Source organism: Chryseobacterium sp. MFBS3-17 (assembly GCF_020687745.1).
Taxonomy (GTDB): domain Bacteria; phylum Bacteroidota; class Bacteroidia; order Flavobacteriales; family Weeksellaceae; genus Marnyiella.
The window spans coordinates 147929-165143 of sequence record NZ_JAJEWK010000006.1; the positions used below are offsets into that span (position 1 = coordinate 147929).

The 17215-nt window shown below is 43.6% G+C and carries 18 protein-coding genes and 1 riboswitch; of the genes, 10 read left to right on the forward strand and 8 right to left on the reverse strand.

From position 1 onward, the window contains the following. Nucleotides 1-102: 102 nt before the first annotated feature. From LKO26_RS04250 to LKO26_RS12805, 3 genes are all read right to left on the reverse strand, one after another. Nucleotides 103-2004 carry a TonB-dependent receptor plug domain-containing protein gene (locus tag LKO26_RS04250; RefSeq protein WP_227586601.1) on the reverse strand — a complete coding sequence of 634 codons (1902 nt, stop codon included), beginning with the start codon at nucleotides 2002-2004 and terminating at the stop codon, nucleotides 103-105. Nucleotides 2005-2100: 96 nt separating this feature from the next. Then, nucleotides 2101-2287, reverse strand: a riboswitch (cobalamin riboswitch). 107 nt (nucleotides 2288-2394) lie between these two features. Further along, the gene (locus LKO26_RS04255) at nucleotides 2395-2874 is read right to left on the reverse strand and encodes a cytidine deaminase (protein ID WP_227586602.1); all 480 of its coding nucleotides are present in this window, start codon (nucleotides 2872-2874) and stop codon (nucleotides 2395-2397) included. A 633-nt stretch (nucleotides 2875-3507) separates the two neighbouring features. Further along, nucleotides 3508-3735, reverse strand: coding sequence for a relaxase/mobilization nuclease domain-containing protein (locus LKO26_RS12805; protein ID WP_410681498.1), 228 nt, complete (start codon nucleotides 3733-3735; stop codon nucleotides 3508-3510). Here LKO26_RS12805 and LKO26_RS04260 point away from each other — a divergent pair. The 3 genes from LKO26_RS04260 (at nucleotide 3710) to LKO26_RS04270 (ending at nucleotide 5475) form a co-directional block, all read left to right on the forward strand. Beyond that, nucleotides 3710-4027 carry a hypothetical protein gene (locus tag LKO26_RS04260; RefSeq protein WP_227586603.1) on the forward strand — a complete coding sequence of 106 codons (318 nt, stop codon included), beginning with the start codon at nucleotides 3710-3712 and terminating at the stop codon, nucleotides 4025-4027. The two genes, LKO26_RS12805 and LKO26_RS04260, sit on opposite strands and share 26 nt — an antisense overlap. 119 nt (nucleotides 4028-4146) lie before the next feature. Continuing rightward, complete coding sequence (namA, locus tag LKO26_RS04265; protein ID WP_227586604.1) at nucleotides 4147-5193, forward strand: NADPH dehydrogenase NamA; 1047 nt, start codon at nucleotides 4147-4149, stop codon at nucleotides 5191-5193. 12 nt (nucleotides 5194-5205) lie between these two features. Further along, nucleotides 5206-5475 carry a DUF2752 domain-containing protein gene (locus LKO26_RS04270; protein WP_227586605.1) on the forward strand — a complete coding sequence of 90 codons (270 nt, stop codon included), beginning with the start codon at nucleotides 5206-5208 and terminating at the stop codon, nucleotides 5473-5475. Nucleotides 5476-5523: 48 nt separating this feature from the next. Here the strand turns inward: LKO26_RS04270 and LKO26_RS04275 are convergent, their stop codons facing one another. Both LKO26_RS04275 and LKO26_RS04280 read right to left on the reverse strand, forming a co-directional pair. Continuing rightward, complete coding sequence (locus LKO26_RS04275; protein WP_227586606.1) at nucleotides 5524-6048, reverse strand: DUF4136 domain-containing protein; 525 nt, start codon at nucleotides 6046-6048, stop codon at nucleotides 5524-5526. Nucleotides 6049-6055: 7 nt separating this feature from the next. Then, nucleotides 6056-6232 (reverse strand): DUF5522 domain-containing protein, encoded by a 177-nt coding sequence (locus LKO26_RS04280; protein ID WP_227586607.1) that lies wholly within the window; start codon nucleotides 6230-6232, stop codon nucleotides 6056-6058. A 39-nt stretch (nucleotides 6233-6271) separates the two neighbouring features. Here LKO26_RS04280 and LKO26_RS04285 point away from each other — a divergent pair, with 39 nt between their 5' ends. From LKO26_RS04285 to hemL, 4 genes are all read left to right on the forward strand, one after another. Beyond that, nucleotides 6272-6601, forward strand: a complete 330-nt coding sequence (locus tag LKO26_RS04285) for a hypothetical protein (RefSeq protein WP_227586608.1) — start codon at nucleotides 6272-6274, stop codon at nucleotides 6599-6601. 135 nt (nucleotides 6602-6736) lie between these two features. Beyond that, nucleotides 6737-7651, forward strand: a complete 915-nt coding sequence (locus LKO26_RS04290; protein ID WP_227586609.1) for a 1-aminocyclopropane-1-carboxylate deaminase/D-cysteine desulfhydrase — start codon at nucleotides 6737-6739, stop codon at nucleotides 7649-7651. Nucleotides 7652-7664: 13 nt separating this feature from the next. Further along, nucleotides 7665-8726, forward strand: coding sequence for a glucosaminidase domain-containing protein (locus tag LKO26_RS04295; protein WP_227586610.1), 1062 nt, complete (start codon nucleotides 7665-7667; stop codon nucleotides 8724-8726). A 40-nt stretch (nucleotides 8727-8766) separates the two neighbouring features. Beyond that, entirely contained in the window at nucleotides 8767-10050 is a 1284-nt protein-coding gene (hemL, locus tag LKO26_RS04300; RefSeq protein ID WP_227586611.1) for a glutamate-1-semialdehyde 2,1-aminomutase, read from the forward strand. A gap of 176 nt (nucleotides 10051-10226) precedes the next feature. Here the strand turns inward: hemL and LKO26_RS04305 are convergent, their stop codons facing one another. From LKO26_RS04305 to LKO26_RS04315, 3 genes are all read right to left on the reverse strand, one after another. Further along, nucleotides 10227-10610, reverse strand: a complete 384-nt coding sequence (locus LKO26_RS04305; protein WP_227586612.1) for a hypothetical protein — start codon at nucleotides 10608-10610, stop codon at nucleotides 10227-10229. Nucleotides 10611-10799: 189 nt separating this feature from the next. Continuing rightward, nucleotides 10800-11960, reverse strand: a complete 1161-nt coding sequence (locus tag LKO26_RS04310; protein ID WP_227586613.1) for a hypothetical protein — start codon at nucleotides 11958-11960, stop codon at nucleotides 10800-10802. A gap of 39 nt (nucleotides 11961-11999) precedes the next feature. Next, entirely contained in the window at nucleotides 12000-14540 is a 2541-nt protein-coding gene (locus tag LKO26_RS04315; RefSeq protein WP_227586614.1) for a TonB-dependent receptor domain-containing protein, read from the reverse strand. 192 nt (nucleotides 14541-14732) lie between these two features. Between LKO26_RS04315 and LKO26_RS04320 the strand changes: the two genes are divergently transcribed. The 3 genes from LKO26_RS04320 to LKO26_RS04330 all read left to right on the forward strand — a co-directional run bounded on the left by LKO26_RS04320 (nucleotide 14733) and on the right by LKO26_RS04330 (nucleotide 17185). Further along, nucleotides 14733-15410 carry a response regulator transcription factor gene (locus LKO26_RS04320; protein WP_227586615.1) on the forward strand — a complete coding sequence of 226 codons (678 nt, stop codon included), beginning with the start codon at nucleotides 14733-14735 and terminating at the stop codon, nucleotides 15408-15410. Between the two features lie 32 nt (nucleotides 15411-15442). Continuing rightward, nucleotides 15443-16507, forward strand: a complete 1065-nt coding sequence (locus tag LKO26_RS04325; protein ID WP_227586616.1) for a sensor histidine kinase — start codon at nucleotides 15443-15445, stop codon at nucleotides 16505-16507. A 93-nt stretch (nucleotides 16508-16600) separates the two neighbouring features. Next, nucleotides 16601-17185 carry a plasmid pRiA4b ORF-3 family protein gene (locus tag LKO26_RS04330; RefSeq protein ID WP_227586617.1) on the forward strand — a complete coding sequence of 195 codons (585 nt, stop codon included), beginning with the start codon at nucleotides 16601-16603 and terminating at the stop codon, nucleotides 17183-17185. Nucleotides 17186-17215 lie beyond the last annotated feature (30 nt).

Genomic DNA, 17215 nt, shown 5'->3' on the forward strand with positions numbered 1-17215 from the left:
ATTCAATAGCAAAGGTACGACAGTTTTGACTGTTTTCACTTTTCCTGTGTAAAGAAAAACTCAACTTTTCAGTGTGAAAAGTTGAGTTCTTAATGGTCAGATTCAGAAACGATAACTGAATCCTGCGGTATAGTTCCGCTTTTTGGTGTTGAACCCGGCAATGTCTGTATAGGATTCATTAAAAAGGTTTCCCACATTGGCAAAAAGTTCAAAGGAACTCCAAAATTTCTGATTGATATTCAGATTGAAGAGGTGATAGGGTGCCAGTTCCACATCCACGCGCTCAAACATTTCATTGAAGTAATAATCTGCACGTTTGGATGTAAACATGTGGCTCAGCGTAATTCTGGTGTTTTCTGCCGGCAGGATTTCCAGATAGGAATTCACGCGTTGTTTTGGCTGACGCAAGCGGGTGTCTTCATTTTCCTTTTCCACAAAACTGAAATTTCCACCTAGTTTCAGAAAGGGCAGCACCTGATAATCCGCACTGATTTCGAATCCTTTAATCTCGTTTTCATCCACATTGACGAAACTTCCGGTGTAATCCGGATTCAGGACATAGGCAAAGGCATCTTCCTCACTGGTGATAAATACACTGGCATTGACCACGATGCTGCGGTCTTTTTTGCCGGCACTCAGCTCAATTTCGTGAGTGGCATTGGTTTCGGGCTTCAGGTCAAAATTAGGCAGCGTGTAGGGTAGGGTTCCGAAATTCTGGTAAAGGGTAGGCGCTATTAAGGCTGTGGCAAATGAATAGCCGGCTTTAAAATAGAGATTGGCAGTCTCGTGCAGATAATAAGGATGTATGCTGTACACCAGATGGTTGCCTGCTTTGGAATGCTCAGTCATTCTGGCGCCGGCGTTCAGGTGTAATCCTTTGTAACGGGCATTCATCTGTGCAAAAACATCTGCATTATGAACTGCAGTTTCGTCTTTCAGTAAACCGTCTTCCATTTCCGTTCCACCCCAGGGCAATGCTTTGGAACCCATTTTCCGGCTTTCATACTGTACACCGGCTGTAAAAGTCAGATATGGATTTATCGTGTATTGATTATAAAGTTCGGCAAAAAAATCCTGTCCTTCATAGAAATATTCGTTGCGGTAATTTCCGCCTGCGAACCCCTGAATCAACCGTTCATTGGTGCTGTAGCGCGTATTCAGGATTACCTGGCCTTGTTTGTATCTGAACTCAGCATGCGCACCGGTGTAGAATTGTTCATCATCTCCGCGTTCCAGTCCGTCGGTATACGCGCCATAATCGTAATTAAAAAAATGATGATTCCACCCGGTTTGCACATGGGCTTTAAACTGTTCGCCACGATAGCCGAGGACCGCACCCACATTTTGTTTTTCAAAACCGTCTTTTTCAAAATTATCGCCGGTGGCTGCAGACATCCCTTCGGATTTCTCATTAAATCCGGTAATTTGGTAGGTAAAACCCTTAATATTTCCGTTTATACGGGCATTTTGGGCATAAGTCCCGTATGAGCCTGCCCGGGCAGCAACCACTCCTTCAATTTTTTTGGTGGCGTTGTTCAGCGTTTTGATATTGATGACCGCTTGGGTAGCGTTAGAGCCATAAAGTACCGAAGATGCACCGGATAACATCTCGATGCTTTCTATGTTTTCCAGAGCCATGAGTCTTAGGTCCATGGCATTGTAATCATTGCCGGTGGCGTCTTTCAGCGGGATGCCGTCTATGAGAATCAGAATATTGGCCAGTTTACCCCCACGGATTTTGGCAGATTTGGGCTCGGGTCCGTTGTTGAAATTGCCTACAATATGCACCCCCGAAATTTGTTGCAGGACTTCAGGGAGAGGTTGACCTTTGAATTTTTCCAGATCTTTGCGGGTCAGGAGTTTTACATTTTTTCCGGTTTTGTACAGTTCTTCGGAAACTTTAGAGGCTACAGTAACCTCTTCAATCAGGGCTTCTTGCTGTTGGGCATGCATTTGTGAATAAACGACAAGCAGGGCTCCAACCAAAATGACTTTTCTGTTCATTAGAAATTGAGTTAAAGTTTGCTTACCGGAAAAATAAAGCAGGGGGATCTGAAATACAGCGTGTTTCAGAATCCGACTTTTCCTCCGAAAGCGATTCATAATTAATGTATTTCAGTAAGGTCTCCTGACTTTCACACTTTCTGCGCCTTCCCGCCGTTGGGCAGTGACATTCTGCAGAAAATACAGTGGTGATTTACAGTTGCGGGGACAGTTCACGATTTTCACGCGATTCCCTTTTCTGAAACTTCGGCAAAGATAAGGTTTCCGCTCTTATGTACAATCACTTTCTCCGGAGAGATTTTTAATTCCTTCGGAATGCAGTTTTGTAAGAGGCAACTGCAGTTTTGGATTAATGAAAAGTATTCTTCTCGGATGTAGAAAGATGGAATGTTACAGAAAACTCGAATCAAAAGAAAAAGGCAGTAAATCCCGTACGGAACCGGTCCTGAAAATTTTTCCTTTTACGGCTGCAAAATACAGTTCAATGGGTTCCGTTTGCCGGTTTTCATACTCCAGTACAGATTGCCTGCAGGCTCCACAAGGCGGCGTAGCCACAGATTGTTCACCGTTTTCCGGACCACCGATAACGAACATTTTTTTGATCTGTGCATCGGGATAATTGGCCGAACTCCAGAAGATTGTGGTCCGCTCAGCACAAAGGCCGGAAGGGTAGGCGGCATTTTCCTGATTGCTTCCGGTGATGATTTCCCCATTGTCCAAAAGCAGGGCACAGCCTACCAGAAATTTGGAATATGGTGCATATGCTTTCAGCCTTGCCTTTGCAGCTGCCTCATACAGGCGTCGGGTTTCTGCATCAAGAGCATCATGATTTTCGAACACATGGTAATGAATGTGAAGTTCTTTCTCCATTTTTTAAATTGGAAAGTAAAGATAAACTTTTATTTTAAAGTTTTCTAGAAAAAGCTGTGTCGTTTGAATACAAAGCTTTTATAGAGCTAATCAAAGAAGTCCGGTAACAGTGTTTATTAGTTTGCTTTTCAAGGTGTTTACGTTCGTAGAGGATATATCCAAAATTTAAATTTCATAACCTAATATTTATGTAATACCTATTCTTTATATGTGCTTTGAATAGTCCTAGCTGTTGATTTTAAATCATCAATCAATGCTTGAGGTTTTAGTACTTTAAGATTTTCACCAAAGGATAAAAGTTCCTACCCATACCATCTGTTTTTGAATTCTTTCAGCGCATACGGTACTACTAATCATTCAGTTAATTCATCTTCCCGTCCAGTGTATTGGCTATATCCCAGAGCTGTAGCCTTACTATTTTTTCTGTTCTTCTGATATTAAAATAAGCATTATTTGATTAGGGATTTAATATCCTTTATGATCTATTAAAATAGCAAACTTTTCGATTCTAAACATTATGCTTGCTATAAAAATGATGGATATTTAGATTGGTAAACTTACTGTACAATTTGTATGTACATTTCTTTATTGAGAATGATGTCATTTGTTATAACTTTCTACCTTTCTTATTCCTCATCCAAATAGCAAACTGTTCTTCCTCGTAGTCTTCGCCTTGTCGAAATTGTACATCGTTTCCAAATCCCGACAGATTGCCATGGAACGTGGATGGTCGTCATCATCGAGTATTTTCTTACCGTCAATGCCTGCGCAGATTAAAATGATGTATATATGTGTGCGGTCAATATCCGTATGTTTGAAAATAATATCCGTCTGCTTGCCGAAACTCATTACCGGGGACATTCCTGCAGATGGAAATCCTGAGGATGATCATTCCTTGAAACCGGTGTTTCCTATGGATGAAGCTCCATCAGTAAGTATGGTTCACAAATTTCCCAATCATGTCAAAGCTAAAAGGATTGCCATTTTGGTGGTTGATGGTATGAATGATGAAGTGTTGACTGATCTGCAAAAATTTCTTTGCGAAAAAGACGCTATGGTACAGATAATCGGAATACCGCAATGCTTTGTGAAATTCCGTTCCTGTGATCAATATCCGGTAGATCGCAGTATGTTCACCGCTTCTTTGGCATAGTGTGATGCCATTACCTGCTTACGCCATAAATAGTAGTATCAAAGGGGTTTCTGTACAGAAATCCCTTTTTTTATGCAGGTTGTTTCGTACCTTTGTGTGATTCCATAAAAAATAGTTAGATGCTGTATACTCCTGTTCAGTTCAGAAATTTAGAAATAGTAAACCGCTGGGTCATGTCGCCCATGTGTATGTATTCTGCCGAAAGTGGCGTGCCAACTGATTTTCACTATGTGCATTACGGAAGCCGGGCACAGGGTGGTACCGGACTTTTAATGGTGGAAGCTACGGGTGTGGTGCCGGCAGGCCGCATTACCCATGGCTGTACAGGATTATGGAATGAGGAGCAAACTTCCTCATTCAGAAAGATTGTAGATTTTATACATACCCGTTCTGAAAGTAAAATCGGAATTCAGCTGGCGCATGCCGGCCGTAAAGCATCAACTTGGAACGGAAAGCAACTCCCGCTGAATGAAGGCTGGGAAACAGTGGCAGCTTCTGCAATTCCCTATATGGAAGGCGAACGGATTCCTCATGAACTGAGTCTGACAGAAATTGCTGCTCTTGTTCAAAGTTTTCAGGATGCAGCAGTGCGTGCGCTTGAAGCCGGATTTGACGTGATTGAAATTCATGCGGCACATGGTTATCTGTTGCATCAGTTCTTGTCGCCATTATCCAATATCCGTACAGATGATTATGGCGGCAGTTTTGAAAACAGATGTCGGTTTCTGTTGGAGGTGGTAGATGCAGTGAATGAAGTGCTGGATGATGACCATCCTTTGTTTGTGCGGATCTCTGCTACCGAATATGCCGAAAACGGTTGGGATCTGGAGGAGAGCGTACGGCTGGCAAATTTGCTTAAAGAAAGGAAAGTAGATTTGGTGGATGTATCCAGTGGCGGGAATATTCATGGTGCCAGAATTTCGGTGTTCGATGGGTACCAGGTACCATTTGCGGCAAGAATCCGGAAAGAGGCCGGCATTGCGACCGGTGCAGTGGGGCTGATTACTGATGCCAAACAGGCCGAAGAAATACTGCAGGCCGGAGATGCCGATCTTATTTTTGTGGCCCGCGAAATCCTGCGCAATCCTTACCTGGCGATACAGGGTGCCTTTCAGATGGATGCAGAATGCCCGTTTCCCGAGCAGTACAGCAGAGCAAGGAAATAAAAATTTGTGATAATGGATCTGGAAGCATATATGTGGACTTGTCCAAGCAAAAAGTATCTGGGCATTGAATGTTTCGGGTGTGGAGCGCAGCGGGCATTGGTCTTGTTGCTGGAAGGGGAGTTTGCAGCGGCGTTTCAGTTGTTTCCAGCCATTTACACGCTGATTCCGTTGCTGGCTGTTTTTATCATCAATATTTTCAGTAAGAAAAATTATACCCGGATCATTCTGATTCTGATTGCGGTGAACCTGGCCGTCATCTTTATTTCTTATTTTCTGAGGTGAAAAAAACCGCAACTTAGAAAGTTGCGGCTGAATTTTGTGCAAAAATATTTATCGTTTCGGCGGATAATCTGCCATAATTTCTGATACGATTTTCGGAATCTGTTTTTGCTTGGCTTTCGGTGAGTCTACAGAAATTCCGCTCCCGATTCCCTGCCATACCAGCTTGTTGGATGAAGCTTCTATCAGATCCACAATCAGCGCACCTTCATTGTAATTGGAAGACCAGGTTCTGCTCATTCCTACTCCCCAGCCAAAAGGTCCGCCCCAGCCATACATGCCGTAAGGACTACTTCTGTTAATGTCCCGTATTTTTTTATGATTGGCTTTCACATTCACGATCAGATCCGGATTATCGGCAACAGTAAGACCTTTGAGCTGAAGTTGTCTGGAAACTTCATTCAGCACGCGGTCCTTGTCAATATCGTTCAGCTTTAAATCATCAATGCGCAGTTTGTAGGTTTTATAATTGCTGAAACTGGCCGTTTCGGCATAGTCTGAGCGGACATTAAATGCGCTGCAGGATGTGAGACCAAGCGTGGCAGATGCCAAAAGGAGAAAAAATACTTTTTTCATGATCTTTTTATTTTTTAACGTTTTTTATAAAAGTGTCTGTTTTTTTATCATATCCGTACGGGCAGTGTTTGCATCCGCTTTTGCAGCAATAACCCCGTTTCAGATGGAATTTTTCTGTGAAAACTTTATATCCCTGTTCGTTATAATAAAAGTCCTCATTTTCTTTGATTTTATTTTGGTTCATTGGTTAAATGCAAATGACTGAAAATTTTATCTTTGCCCTATGATTATTGTCTGGCAATGGCTTCTCAAAAGTACGAAAATTTCGGGCATTACGCTCTTTCCCTTTATTATTCTGCGGAAAGTTCAGGACCGGGACAATGAAGTTCTGCTCAATCACGAGCGGATACACCTCCGCCAGCAACTGGAACTTCTGGTGGTTTTTTTCTACCTGTGGTATGTAATTGAGTACTATTACTGGTTTTTCCGCTTACGGGATTCCTATATGGCCTACCGGTATATTTCTTTTGAGCGCGAAGCATTTGCCAAAGAAACCGAGCTCAGTTACCTGAAAAAGCGAAAACTTTGGAGCTTCTGGAAGTATATAGGTTGAACAGCCACAGTGAGCATCTCTTTTTATTGTGAAAACATTCGTGTTCATGGTAAAAATCACTGATATCCCACAGTTTTTATTCAATTTTTGGCCGAAACCGGGTGTTTAATAAAAATATTTTCCCAAATTTGTCTCATGAGAATTCCGGAAATTGAAATACCGGTCGTTCAGATTCCTGTGCCGGGAACTGTGAAACTCTTTATGAAAAGGGAAGACCTCATTCACCCCGAAATTTCAGGAAATAAGTTCTGGAAACTCTTCTACAACATCAGTCAGTACCAGCCTCAGCATCGTGAAAATCCTTTGCTGATTACCTTTGGCGGTGCCTATTCCAATCATATTGCTGCTGTATCTGCCCTGGGCCGGCTTGCCGGGATTCCAGCATTAGGTATCATCCGCGGCGAGGAGCTGGAGTACCGGTGGTTCCATAATCCCACGCTGCAGTACGCGCACGAAAACGAAATGAAGTTCCGCTTTGTGACGCGGGCAGAATACCGGGATAAGGAAACGCTGACCCTTCTGCTGCAAGAGCAGTTCCCGGAGGCGCTCATTATTCCCGAAGGAGGCACTAATGAAGCGGCGGTACAGGGGGTGCAACATATGCTGAATGAGCAAACGAAAAGATTTGATTATCTTTGCACCGCTGTCGGAACAGGCGGAACAGTGGCCGGACTGGCGAAATTTGCAGCGGCCGGGCAGCGGGTTATCGGTTATAAAACAGTAGCAGATCAGTCACTGGAAAGGAAAGTGCAGAGTCTTGCTGGCACAGACCGTTTTGAACTGATTGATGCCACTTTTGGAGGTTATGGTAAAATATCTGACGAAATTATCCGTTTTATCAATGATTTTGATGAAGAATACGGGATTCTTATGGATCCGGTGTACACTGGGAAAATGATGGCCATAATTTTTAAGCAAATAGAAAGTGGTTATTTCCCGGATGGCAGCAGCGTTCTGGCATTTCATACCGGCGGTCTTCAGGGTATAGAAGGCGCAAATGAGTTGCTGAGGAAACAGAAAAGACAAGAAATAAAAGTAGTAAAAAGTTGAAAAACAATTAAATATGATCAGGATATTTTATGCTTTTGCATTAATGATTTCATCAAATTTTTTTGCACAGACATGGTCAACAGACGAACAGTATATCCAGAGATTTGCTCCGCTGGCGGTAGAGGAAATGGAAAAATATAAAATTCCTGCTTCTATAAAACTGGCGCAGGGACTGCTGGAAACCGGCGGCGGACAAAGCAGGCTGGCCCGGGAAGGTAAAAACCATTTCGGCATTAAATGTAAGGAAGAATGGACGGGAAAAACCATGCGTCATAATGATGATGCACCCAATGAATGCTTCCGCGTGTATGATGACCCCAGACAAAGCTACGAAGATCACTCCAGGTTTCTGGCAGAGCGCAAATATTACGTGAATCTTTTCAAACTGGACATCAAGGATTATAAAGGATGGGCGCACGGTCTGAAGAAAGCCGGTTACGCAACCAATCCCCGTTATGCCTATATTCTGATTTCCCTTATAGAGCGACACCAGCTGTATGAGTTCGATCATGTGGATTCTAAAACGGTGCGGTATGCTCTAATGAAGAAGTACCCGGAACTGGAAAATGACCGTGAGTTTATGGCATCTGCCAATCCGGTGAAAGAACGTGCCGGAAAAGCGGAAAGCAAAACCATAAAAGTCCGCAATGATGTGGCAGCCTACGTGGCACAGCAAAGAAAAGAAGATGACCGACAGTCCGGTACCCGGGCCGATATGCTGAGTACAGTTTTGATGAAAAATCACCCGAACGGAGGAATTAAATATCTGGTGGTGCCGGCAGACATGTCGCTGCAACTGATTGCAGACAAATATGGAATTCCGGAAAACCGTCTGCAGAAGTGGAATGACCTGCGGACTGCGCGGGTAAAGAAAAATGACATTATTTTCCTGGAGCCTAAAGGCAATGAAGGAAGTATCCCGGCATATAAAGCAGAAAGAGGTGAGGATATGCACTCCATCTCTCAGAAATTCGGGATCCGCCTGGATAAACTGTACGCCAAAAACCGTATGGAAGAAGGCAAACAGCCCAAGGCCGGAGATCTGATCTTCCTGCAGGGACGAAAGCCAAGATAAACACCCATCCCGAGAATCAAACTAAAAAAATTACAATCCAATGACCTATCAAAGAAGTTCTGCGCTGTTTACGGAAGCGCAGCGCTATATTCCCGGTGGTGTAAACTCACCGGTTCGTGCGTTTAAATCTGTGGGCGGAGTGCCCGTATTTATGAAATCTGCAAATGGTGCTTACCTTACAGACGAAGATGACCGTACGTATGTAGACTATATTAACTCCTGGGGACCGGCCATTTTGGGACACACTCATCCCGCAGTGCTGGAAGCGATTCAGAAGCAGGCCGAAAAAGGTTTTTCCTTTGGAACTCCTACCGAACTGGAAACTGAAATTGCAAAATTCATTGTAGAGAATGTTCCCAATATAGACCAGATCCGGATGGTGTCTTCCGGTACAGAAGCCTGCATGAGCTCCATACGACTGGCACGAGGTTATACCCGCCGCGATAAAATCATCAAATTTGAAGGATGCTACCACGGACATTCCGATTCATTTCTGATTAAAGCAGGAAGTGGTGCGGCCACTTTTGGAAATCCCAATTCACCGGGCGTCACGCAAGGAACTGCCAAGGATACCCTCCTGGCACGCTATAACGATATAGAGCAGGTGCAGGATTTATTCCGTCATAACACCGGCGAGATTGCGGCCGTCATCATTGAGCCGGTAGCCGGGAATATGGGCTGTGTGCTGCCGGAACATCATTTTCTGCAGAAACTCCGTGAATTATGTGATGAAAATGGTGCACTGCTGATATTTGATGAGGTGATGACCGGTTTCAGGCTTGCTTTTGGCGGTGCACAGGAGCTTTTCGGTGTACAGGCAGATCTGGTCACTTACGGAAAAGTAATAGGCGGAGGACTGCCGGTGGGTGCGTTTGCCGGACGAAACGAAATTATGGATCATCTGGCTCCCAAAGGCGCCGTATATCAGGCCGGTACCCTCAGTGGAAATCCGCTGGCCATGCGCGCCGGACTGGAAACGCTGAAACTCATCAAAGAAGATGCGAATTTCTTTCAGAAAATCAATAAGACCACTGAAACGCTTGATTTCGAAATCGGGAAGATTTTAAATGAAAAAGGCATTCAGCACCGCATCAACAGAAAAGGTTCTATGATGAGTGTGTTTTTCCACATCAGCGCAGTTTCCGATTTTGATCAGGCTCAGCAGGCGAACCATTCATTGTTCAACAATTTCTTTCATCAACTGCTGAAAAACGGAATCTACCTGCCGCCTAGCGGTTATGAAACCTGGTTCATCAGCGCTGCCATTACGGAGACGGAAATGGACAAAACACTGGATGCTGTCCGTAAGTTTGAGTATTCCTGATGAGGCTGTTTATGCTTAAATAAAATGAATAAAACCCCGGACTTAATGAAGTTTGGGGTTTCTTTTTGCTTGCAGCTTATTATTTCATGATGTAATGCGATTATTCCTGAAATGTGATGATGAACACAAAAAAACGCCCGGTTTTGCCGGACAGTTGAAAGTTTGTATGCGGGTATTTACCTCGCTGCAATGGCAATTTTTACGGGCATTACATAAGTGTACGGAAGTTCGCGCTCGTCATCAAAACGGTACATCAGTCCGGTAAGGATGGAGGTAAGTTCCTCACGGATGAGTTTGCATTTTCCTTCGGCATGTACATTGGTTATTTTTCCGTCTTTGCTTACGTTAAATTTAACCAGATTATCAGTGATGCCTTCTGCCATACCATCCTGAGTATAGTCAAACTGTGCAGCAATCAGTTGTCTGAGGTCTGCAAAGCCATCGTTCTGATAAATCTGAACCTCCTGAATCAGGTTTTTCTGTTGTGCATTGAGGTTGGTAAGTCCCATAAGCAGCATAACTGCGAGGGCTCCAAGGGTTTTTATGGCTGAATTTTTCATGTGATGTTTGTTAAAGGTTTAATAAATTATATTGAATATAAGAACAAATGTAATGAATTTACATTGAATTAACAAACTGTTCACATTAAGTTAACATTGGAAATTTCTATATCAACAATCGTTACAAAAAAGCACCGGATTTCTCCGGCGCTCTCGTTAATATAAATAAAAGTAAGATATGGTTTTCTGTTAGAAGATTCCGGACCATCCTGTTGCCCAAGATGGCAGGCTAACTCCTTCTCCGGCACCGGTAGCAGCTGCATTTTCTGTAAAGGTATTCGGAAGCACAGCTACAGAAGCGCCTGCAGAATTCTTCGCAGAAGCCTGGTTGGTCACATTGATGAATCTTACATTGTTGATTTTTCCACCACCGTTAAAATAGTTTACGGTTGCATCATGCTCCAGGTTGATTCCTGTAGTCCATCCTGAAAGTACGATATTGTCAAAGTTTCCGTGAGATCCTACGCGGATTTTCATCCCGTCTGCTTCACCTGTGGTAGCTCCAATGAATGTTGCATTCTTGATGGTTGGGTTGGATCTTGGATTGGCATCGTTGTCATTGGAATTATTGTCAGCTTCAATTCCTCTGTTTCCGGTATTGTCTGCTCTTCTTTTGGTATAGATTCCGCTTACGGTTCCGTTCCATCCTTCAGTCCAGTCGAATGCATCATCTTCGTTTCCTACAGATACAATATTGGTAGCGTTTACTGTTCCACCGAAGAATTCAATTCCGTCATCAGATCCGTTTACCAGGGCCACGTTGTTGATTACGGTTCCGTTTCCTACTCCGAACAGAGAAAGACCATTAAATTCTTTGTCTGCAGTGAAGATGGCACCGGCATATTCCACTCTCAGGAATTCCAGTTTTCCGGAGTTGTCATCCACAATGTTTCCACCATATGTAGCATTACCCACTTCAGAAGAAGCGGTAGTTCCTTTGTTGATCGGTGCACGTCCGCAGATTACCAAACCGCCCCATGCTCCCGGAGTTGCATTGGTAGCTGTCATTACTACAGGTGCAGATGCGGTACCGTTTACAAAGATCTGTCCGCCTTGTTCTACGGTGATGAACGCCGAAGTTCCGCCTGTAGCTTCAATTCTGGTTCCTGCAGGAATAATCAGTTTACCGCCGTTTTTTACAGAAAGAGCACCGGTAAGTTTATACACTTTGGCAGGGTCTAATGTAAGGGTAGTTCCGTTGGTAATGTCTCCCTTGAAGTTTGCAGGGTCAAAAGTTCCGTTGGGTGTTTCAATGATCGGGTCGTCTGTACTTCCGCAAGATTGTACGGTGAAAACTGTAGTAGCTACTGTTAATGCTAATGCCAATACTTTCAGTTGGTTCTTTTTCATAATTCAATTTTTAGATTGTTAATTAGATTTATTTTAGTGTTAAAATTCATAAGAAAAGCCGAGTCCGGCATTCAGTCCTTTTTTATATTGTTTTACAATGACATCGCCATTGGTGTTTTGCTGTGTTCTGGTAAAGCTGGGATTCAGCAGGTTTTTACCGCTTACGGAAATGCCCAGTCCGTTGCTCAGTTTATAGCGGAAGGTCGCATCCAGCAGGTTGATGGCTTCATCTACCAGATTTCCCTTGCTGTCATATCCCAGTGCGTAGATGTTATCTGAAATATGGGAATAAGACATCACGAAGTCTATAGAATTGCGGTCCCATTTCTGCTCCCAGCCCAGGTTGATGTTGGCCAGGAAGTCTGATGCGCCCTGCATTTTGTCTTCGGATTTAATGAAGGATACAGATACCTGGGAGTTCGGGTTCTCATTCAGGACTTTGTCTGCATCCAGCTTCTGGCTCGTATTGAGGTAGGTGGCGTTCAGGAAGGTGTAGATTCTGGAATTTCCGGCGTTATACAGGTCTTTTCTGATTTCTGCTTCCACACCATAGATCGCCCCGGAGTCGCCTGCGTTTACAAAGGATACTGTATTGGCAGATGAATTCACGGTGACTCTGGATATAGGATTCTGGATGTATTTCCCAAAAGCGGTAATGGAGATGAGTTCATTCCTTTTCGGGAACCATTCCCATTTCAGGTCTGCATTATAGTTGTCTGAAGGATTCAGATCCACGTTTCCGAAACTTGCTTCGTCTACTTCTTCATATTCAAACGGTGCCAGTTCCAGCAGCAGCGGTGTCGTATAGGTCTTGGATGCGGAAAATCTGAAGTTCTGGCGGTCATTCAGGCTGTATTTCATATTCAGCGCCGGCAGAATTTTGGCATAGGACTTTTCTACTTTTCCACTTTTAATATTGGTGTCGTAGAGAATGTTCTGCTTCAGGTGATCATATCTCACACCCAACTGAGCCGTGAAACGGTCGCCTGCTTTATAGTCCACATTGGCAAATCCCGCATGATTGTTTACTTCAGATTCATAATACATGGGATTAAGGGCCATGGCATCCGATCCTACGATACCGCGGAAGGTTCTGATGTCAAAGAATGACCCTGACTGGTAATTCTGATAATTGAAGAATGTTCCGTAGTCATCCGGCGTTACGAAATAGTTGCCCTGCGCCAGTTTTACGCGGAAGTTGTATTGTGTGGCTTTGAAATCTGAATTTTTATAGCGTCCCTGGTAGCCAAGGGTGACTTTAAACTGATCATTGATCTGGTAATCTCCGTGAAGGTCGCCCACGAAGTCATTTTCCAGGAGCTGGTCATAATATCTGTGGTTAGCCCCCGCGTTACTCGCTACAAAGTGGTGGATACCGGTCTGGTTATTGTATACAGAGATATTCTGCTGTCGGTCTGGTCTGCGGCTGTCCAGTCTGTTGTAGCCGGCGTTCCAGTACAGTGTGAAAGGATCAGAAATGCTGTGTTCGCCGCTCAGCTGGTTGATCCAGAGGTCATTGGTTTTATAACCTGCCCGGCGCAGAAATGCAGTTTCATTTTCTCGGTCTTCATTGGTATCGCGTACATAGCCTTCAAAGAAGGTGAGTTTTTGCTCGGTAGTATGAATGAAATTGGTGGTGGCCTTTACCGTATGATTTGGGTTGATGCGGTAGTTCAGGTTCAGCAATCCTGTACTATTGGTATCATACGAGTATTCCTGTACATAAAGGTCCTTTAACAAAGATCCGCCACTGTCTGCCGAACGTACCGGTCCTTCCACGAAATTATAGTCATTGTCAAAGCTTCCGAATCCGAACAAGCTCAGTTTTCCCTGCTCACCAACGTTAAAGCTGCGTCCGAAGTCTATTCCCAGCGAAGAATTGATGGGCGTATTCACATCTTCATTTCTCCATGTGGTAGGGAAGGCGTAGCCGTATTGTGCAATGGCTGCATTAGATGGCTTGTTAATCTGTTTTGATCCTAAAAAGTTGGGACCGTTTTGCAGATAGAAATTGGGTTTCTGAAACGCATTGAAATTTACAGAAGATCCCAGATTTACTTTGAAATAAGGTTTTCCGGTATATACCTTGGATACAATATTGACATTGGCTCCGGACATATCTCCCCACAGGTTAGGGTTGTACACTTTTTCCAGACCTACATAGTCTATCATATCTGTTTTAATGATACTGAGGTCTATATTTTTAAAGAGGGGATCATTAGACGGAATCGGAAGCCCGTTCATGGTAGTAGAGTTGCTGCGGTCTCCCAGTCCGCGGATGAATACCTGGCCGCTGCCTTCTTGTTTCTGGGCGCCTGTGGCCTTGGTTACGGCTACGGAAACATCGCCCACACCTTGTTTTTCCAGTTGTACAGAACCTACACGTTCTATGACTTCTACCGCTCTGCGCTGCAGGCTGATGATGTTGCTTTCTGAACCCTTATTGGTACTTCCCTGCAGAACCACACCTTCTATTACTTTCTCTTTCTTGATGGTGTCCTGGTCTGTGGTTTGCGAGTAAAACATTGATGTTGAGCCTGTTAAAAACAACACGGCAATGCTTAATTTCGTTCTTTTCATTACTTTTCTTTGCTTGATTTCTTTCAGTGCAAAGGTTGGAAGATTGGCTGTAATTGCTGTTTCGGGAGTTTTAATTTTGTTTTAACTTTAAATGAACCAATCACGCCGTATATTAAGTTTATGTAAATAATCTGTTCTATGCAGTGCAATGCATTAATTTTCCTTAATTTTGAAAGGATATTCATATAGATAATGACTGGTAAGAAAATTTTATTGATTGATGATGAACAGGATATTCTGGAAATCCTGTCCTACAATTTGGAAAAAGAAGGGTATGAAGTGCATACCGCAAATAACGGTAATGACGGCATTAAACTGGCAAAGGAAATCATTCCGGATTTGATTTTGCTGGACGTGATGATGCCCGAAAAAGACGGTATAGAAACCTGCCAGGAAATGAGGCAAAGCAAATCCCTGCAAAAAACCCTCATTGTATTCCTTTCGGCCAGAAGCGAAGAGTTTTCCCAGCTTGCAGGCTATCAGGCCGGTGGCAATGATTATATTGTAAAGGTCATCAAGCCGAAAGTGCTCATCTCTAAGGTAAATGCCTTGCTGCAATTGACATCTCAGGTCAATGACAGTTCCAAACTGATTGAAATAGGAGACCTTATTATAGACCGGGATAATTTTAAAGTATCCAAGAACGGACAGCCGTTCCTGCTCCCCAAGAAAGAATTTGATTTGCTGTATCTGCTGGCATCTAATACTGACAAAGTGTTTAAAAGAGAAGAAATTCTGGAGAAAGTCTGGGGAAATGATGTGATTGTGGGTGAAAGAACCATAGATGTCCACATCCGGAGGCTTCGGGAAAAACTGGGCATTAACGCCATACAAACCCTGAAGGGAATTGGTTACAAACTCATTGTTTAAGGACATATCTTCATTAACAGAAAATACATCCTTTGAAATTTCAGATTCTTAGTTTCCTGGCCTCACTGTTCATTACAGTGTTGATGATTCTGGTGGTTATGATTTTTAACATATCACAGGAACATCTGCGTACCAATACCCTTACCTTTTATTTTGCTGTCGGGTTTGCTGTACTCATTATGCTGGTGGTCAATTATTTCGTGCTGGAGTACCTCCTTGGCTATTACAAAAGAAAACAGATCCGCCACATCAGTACACGGCTGCCGGATGAGGTAATGCCGGTAGATGAAAGCGCCATGAGCTTCAGTCAGCTGGGTGAGATTGTTTCTGAACTGTCTCAGAAAAACGCCATAGAAATCGATACCATGAAGGACATGGAGACTTACCGGAAGGAATACATTGGCAATATCTCTCACGAACTGAAGACGCCCCTGTTTTCCATTCAGGGGTATGTGGAAACACTGCTGGACGGCGGGGTAGAGAATCTGGCCATCCGGGACAAGTATCTGGAACGCATTGATAAGTCGGTAGAGCGGTTGCTGGATATTGTGAAAGATCTGGATATGCTGAATCAGTTCGAAACTGGTGAAATCAGCCTCCATATTTCCAGGTTCGACATCAACGCGCTGGTGCGGGAAATTATGGATATGCTGGAAATGGATGCCGAGCGCAGCGGTGCAAAACTGCAGTTACAGACCACCCACCAAATGCTTTTTGTGAATGCCGACGTGCAGAAAATAGCGCAGGTACTCATTAACCTTATTTCCAATGCCATCCATTATTCCAACCGGGACCATGCGCAGATCACCGTAAAAACAAGTGTGCTTCGCCGGAAAGTGCTGGTGGAAGTCATCGATAACGGAATGGGCATCAAGGCAGAAGTTCTGCCCAGAATTTTCGAACGTTTTTACCGGGTAGAAACCTCACGCAGCAGGAGGGAAGGTGGCTCCGGTCTGGGACTGTCTATTGTGAAGCATATTCTGGAAGCTCATAATGAAACCATTATCGTAAACAGCGTCTATCTGGAAGGAACTACCTTCTCTTTTATGCTGGAAAAACATGCAAGCCAGGCGGGCAATTTAGCAAAAACTTTTTAATAAAAAAGATTTTAAAAATTTTTGAAGATACTTACAATTGCTATCTTTGTACGGAATTTTTAACCCCATTAACAGCATTCAATAATAAGTAAAATGGTTTATAAGATCCGTGTTATTTTAGACGCCAAAGACAATATCTTCCGCGATATTGAAATCAAAGGAAAACAAACCCTCTGGAACCTTCATTTGGGAATCAAAAGTGCATTCAGTTTGCAGGGAGATGAGTTGTCTGCGTTCAATATTCTGGAAAGCGACGGCACCATCGTAAAATCTGTTCCCCTGGAAGACATGTCTGATGACGGCGACGGAGAAATTATGTCTGATGTGTACATTGATGAAGCTTTCGAAGCAGAAGGAGACCGCTCCCAGTTTCAGTACGGACTCCTGGATTTATGGGAGTTTTTCTGTGAACTGGTGGAAATTCATGATGATAAACCGGCTGTAAATTATCCCATTACGGTATTCCGCTTTGGCAATGCACCGCTGAAAGCGCCCGGAAAAAGTGGTGGCAGCGGCAATGGAAGAAAAGCAACACTTCTAATGGCAGATGGGGTAGATGATTTTGCTTTTGATGGCGGTTTTGACGATGATGAGTTTCTGGATGCAGATGATGACTTTGATGACGGAACTGATGATTACGCCGATGATGCTTATGATGACGGCGACGATGATTTATAAATTTTACCCTGAAATTTCAGGGTTTTTTTA

Bases quoted from the DNA above. Each gene is read 5' to 3' on its own strand.
- LKO26_RS04315 (WP_227586614.1), bottom strand. From the start codon at position 14,540: ATGAAAAGAACGAAATTAAGCATTGCCGTGTTGTTTTTAACAGGCTCA.
- LKO26_RS04280 (WP_227586607.1), bottom strand. From the start codon at position 6,232: ATGAACCAAAATAAAATCAAAGAAAATGAGGACTTTTATTATAACGAA.
- LKO26_RS04310 (WP_227586613.1), bottom strand. From the start codon at position 11,960: ATGAAAAAGAACCAACTGAAAGTATTGGCATTAGCATTAACAGTAGCT.
- LKO26_RS04275 (WP_227586606.1), bottom strand. From the start codon at position 6,048: ATGAAAAAAGTATTTTTTCTCCTTTTGGCATCTGCCACGCTTGGTCTC.
- LKO26_RS04320 (WP_227586615.1), top strand. From the start codon at position 14,733: ATGACTGGTAAGAAAATTTTATTGATTGATGATGAACAGGATATTCTG.
- hemL (WP_227586611.1), top strand. From the start codon at position 8,767: ATGACCTATCAAAGAAGTTCTGCGCTGTTTACGGAAGCGCAGCGCTAT.
- LKO26_RS04305 (WP_227586612.1), bottom strand. From the start codon at position 10,610: ATGAAAAATTCAGCCATAAAAACCCTTGGAGCCCTCGCAGTTATGCTG.
- LKO26_RS04270 (WP_227586605.1), top strand. From the start codon at position 5,206: ATGGATCTGGAAGCATATATGTGGACTTGTCCAAGCAAAAAGTATCTG.
- LKO26_RS04295 (WP_227586610.1), top strand. From the start codon at position 7,665: ATGATCAGGATATTTTATGCTTTTGCATTAATGATTTCATCAAATTTT.
- LKO26_RS04330 (WP_227586617.1), top strand. From the start codon at position 16,601: ATGGTTTATAAGATCCGTGTTATTTTAGACGCCAAAGACAATATCTTC.
- LKO26_RS12805 (WP_410681498.1), bottom strand. From the start codon at position 3,735: ATGTCCCCGGTAATGAGTTTCGGCAAGCAGACGGATATTATTTTCAAA.
- LKO26_RS04250 (WP_227586601.1), bottom strand. From the start codon at position 2,004: ATGAACAGAAAAGTCATTTTGGTTGGAGCCCTGCTTGTCGTTTATTCA.
- LKO26_RS04255 (WP_227586602.1), bottom strand. From the start codon at position 2,874: ATGGAGAAAGAACTTCACATTCATTACCATGTGTTCGAAAATCATGAT.
- LKO26_RS04290 (WP_227586609.1), top strand. From the start codon at position 6,737: ATGAGAATTCCGGAAATTGAAATACCGGTCGTTCAGATTCCTGTGCCG.
- namA (WP_227586604.1), top strand. From the start codon at position 4,147: ATGCTGTATACTCCTGTTCAGTTCAGAAATTTAGAAATAGTAAACCGC.
- LKO26_RS04285 (WP_227586608.1), top strand. From the start codon at position 6,272: ATGATTATTGTCTGGCAATGGCTTCTCAAAAGTACGAAAATTTCGGGC.